Annotated in this window: 2 rRNA genes (1 of these 2 only partly in view); both read left to right on the forward strand. The window is 58.0% G+C overall.

Annotated features, from left to right (window positions below):
- Positions 1–216: 216 nt before the first annotated feature.
- Positions 217–1,736: ribosomal RNA gene (locus QRT05_RS15505) — 16S ribosomal RNA — on the forward strand.
- Positions 1,737–2,162: 426 nt separating this feature from the next.
- Positions 2,163–3,702: ribosomal RNA gene (locus tag QRT05_RS15510) — 23S ribosomal RNA — on the forward strand (it continues 1,670 nt past the right edge of the window).
- Together the 16S and 23S rRNA genes form the textbook arrangement of a ribosomal RNA operon.

Raw genomic sequence — 3,702 nt, forward strand, 5'->3', positions numbered from 1 at the left:
CTGTTCCTTGAGAACTCAACAGTGTGCCAAGTAGTCGATGCCATATGGCCTGCCTTTGGTGGGTCTTGGTTGAGACTGGAGCCTGGTCCTCATCCCGTGAGGTTCTGGGTTCCTATTCAGCCGAATCTGATTGGTTGTGCTCTTCGTCAGTGGGGAGTGTGACCGTTTCGTGTGTCGGTTGCCCTGCTGCTTTGGTGGTGGGGTGCCATGTAGACATTTACGGAGAGTTTGATTCTGGCTCAGGACGAACGCTGGCGGCGTGCTTAACACATGCAAGTCGAACGGTGACGGCCAGCTTGCTGGTCTGATCAGTGGCGAACGGGTGAGTAACACGTGAGCAACCTGCCCTTCACTCTGGGATAAGCCTTGGAAACGAGGTCTAATACCGGATATGAGATGTGCCTGCATGGGTGTGTCTGGAAAGATTTATCGGTGGAGGATGGGCTCGCGGCCTATCAGCTTGTTGGTGGGGTAATGGCCTACCAAGGCGACGACGGGTAGCCGGCCTGAGAGGGCGACCGGCCACACTGGGACTGAGACACGGCCCAGACTCCTACGGGAGGCAGCAGTGGGGAATATTGCACAATGGGCGCAAGCCTGATGCAGCGACGCCGCGTGAGGGATGACGGCCTTCGGGTTGTAAACCTCTTTCAGCAGGGAAGAAGCGCAAGTGACGGTACCTGCAGAAGAAGCGCCGGCTAACTACGTGCCAGCAGCCGCGGTAATACGTAGGGCGCAAGCGTTGTCCGGAATTATTGGGCGTAAAGAGCTCGTAGGCGGTTTGTCGCGTCTGCTGTGAAAACCTGAGGCTCAACCTCGGGCTTGCAGTGGGTACGGGCAGACTAGAGTGCGGTAGGGGTGACTGGAATTCCTGGTGTAGCGGTGGAATGCGCAGATATCAGGAGGAACACCGATGGCGAAGGCAGGTCACTGGGCCGCAACTGACGCTGAGGAGCGAAAGCATGGGGAGCGAACAGGATTAGATACCCTGGTAGTCCATGCCGTAAACGTTGGGCACTAGGTGTGGGGCTCATTCCACGAGTTCCGTGCCGCAGCAAACGCATTAAGTGCCCCGCCTGGGGAGTACGGCCGCAAGGCTAAAACTCAAAGAAATTGACGGGGGCCCGCACAAGCGGCGGAGCATGCGGATTAATTCGATGCAACGCGAAGAACCTTACCAAGGCTTGACATACACCGGAAACTTCCAGAGATGGTTGCCCCGCAAGGTCGGTGTACAGGTGGTGCATGGTTGTCGTCAGCTCGTGTCGTGAGATGTTGGGTTAAGTCCCGCAACGAGCGCAACCCTCGTCCTATGTTGCCAGCGGGTTATGCCGGGGACTCATAGGAGACTGCCGGGGTCAACTCGGAGGAAGGTGGGGATGACGTCAAATCATCATGCCCCTTATGTCTTGGGCTTCACGCATGCTACAATGGCCGGTACAAAGGGCTGCGATACCGCGAGGTGGAGCGAATCCCAAAAAGCCGGTCTCAGTTCGGATTGGGGTCTGCAACTCGACCCCATGAAGTCGGAGTCGCTAGTAATCGCAGATCAGCAACGCTGCGGTGAATACGTTCCCGGGCCTTGTACACACCGCCCGTCAAGTCACGAAAGTCGGTAACACCCGAAGCCGGTGGCCCAACCCTTGTGGAGGGAGCTGTCGAAGGTGGGACTGGCGATTGGGACTAAGTCGTAACAAGGTAGCCGTACCGGAAGGTGCGGCTGGATCACCTCCTTTCTAAGGAGCATCTGGCATCCCGCTTGCCTGTCATGGGTGGGTGGTGGGTGTCCAGGCCCACGCACACGGCGAACGATCGTGTGGTGGTGCTCGAGGGTGGAACATCGACTATGGCCAGCTTCGGTGCTGGTGGCTTCTAGTACGCCTGCAGCTTGCTGTGGGGAGGGAACGAAGGTCCATCAGTGGTTCGGGGTTGGCTTGGCACGCTGTTGGGTCCTGAGGGAACAGCCGAAAGGTTGTCTCTTGGGGCTGCGGCCCGGTTGCTGGTCCCTGTGGGGGTTGGTGGTCGGGTCTTGGCCTGCGGGCTGCATCTGGTCGGTCGTACCGCTCCCGGTTTGGGGGACGGCGCCGGCGTGGGGGTGTGGCACCCGGTCGTAGCTTGAGAACTGCACAGTGGACGCGAGCATCTTTTTGAATGATCTTTGTGGTCAAGTTTATAAGGGCACAGGGTGGATGCCTTGGCACTAGGAGCCGAAGAAGGACGTGGTAGCCTGCGATAAGCCTCGGGGAGTTGGCAAACGAACCGTGATCCGAGGATGTCCGAATGGGGAAACCCCGCACGAGTCATGTCGTGTGACCCGCACCTGAATATATAGGGTGTGTGGAGGGAACGGCGGGAAGTGAAACATCTCAGTACCGCCAGGAAGAGATATTCCGTGAGTAGTGGCGAGCGAAAGCGGATCAGGCCAAACCGTATACGTGTTCAAGCCGGCAGGCGTTGCGTATGCGGGGTTGTGGGACCTTTCAGCTGGGTCTGCCGATCCAGCAGGGAGTCAGAAAGTCACGTTATAGTCGAACGGCATTGAAAGGCCGGGCACAGAGGGTGGTACCCCCGTAGACGAAATGACGTGGCCTCCCGAAGGGGATCCCAAGTAGCTCCGGGCCCGAGAAACCTGGAGTGAATCTGCACAGACCACTGTGTAAGCCTAAATACTACCTAGTGACCGATAGCGGACAAGTACCGTGAGGGAAAGGTGAAAAGTACCCCGGGAGGGGAGTGAAATAGTACCTGAAACCGTGTGCCTACAATCCGTCGGAGCCTCCCTAGCAGGGGTGACGGCGTGCCTTTTGAAGAATGAGCCTGCGAGTTAGTGGTACGTGGCGAGGTTAACCCGTGTGGGGAAGCCGTAGCGAAAGCGAGTCCGAATAGGGCGACACAGTCGCGTGCTCTAGACCCGAAGCGAAGTGATCTAGCCATGGGCAGGTTGAAGCGCGGGTAAGACCGCGTGGAGGACCGAACCCACCTGGGTTGAAAACCGGGGGGATGACCTGTGGTTAGGGGTGAAAGGCCAATCAAACTTCGTGATAGCTGGTTCTCCCCGAAATGCATTTAGGTGCAGCGTCACGCGTTTCTTGCCGGAGGTAGAGCTACTGGATAGCCGATGGGCCCCACCAGGTTACTGACGTTAGCCAAACTCCGAATGCCGGTAAGCCAGAGCGTGGCAGTGAGACTGCGGGGGATAAGCTCCGTAGTCGAGAGGGAAACAGCCCAGACCACCAGCTAAGGCCCCTAAGCGTATGCTAAGTGGGAAAGGATGTGGAGTTGCACAGACAACCAGGAGGTTGGCTTAGAAGCAGCCACCCTTGAAAGAGTGCGTAATAGCTCACTGGTCAAGTGATTCCGCGCCGACAATGTAGCGGGGCTCAAGTATACCGCCGAAGCTGTGGCATTCACACATCAGCTAAGCCTTCGTGGTTCAGGCGTGTGGATGGGTAGGGGAGCGTCGTGTGGCGAGTGAAGTCGCGGGGTGACCCAGCGGTGGACGCCACACGAGTGAGAATGCAGGCATGAGTAGCGAATGACGGGTGAGAAACCCGTCCGCCGAATGATCAAGGGTTCCAGGGCCAGGCTAATCCGCCCTGGGTAAGTCGGGACCTAAGGCGAGGCCGACAGGCGTAGTCGATGGACAACGGGTTGATATTCCCGTACCGGCGAAGAACCGCCCATACCGAGCCCGGTGATGCT

The organism is Cellulomonas edaphi (assembly GCF_030362815.1).
Lineage (GTDB): Bacteria > Actinomycetota > Actinomycetes > Actinomycetales > Cellulomonadaceae > Cellulomonas > Cellulomonas edaphi.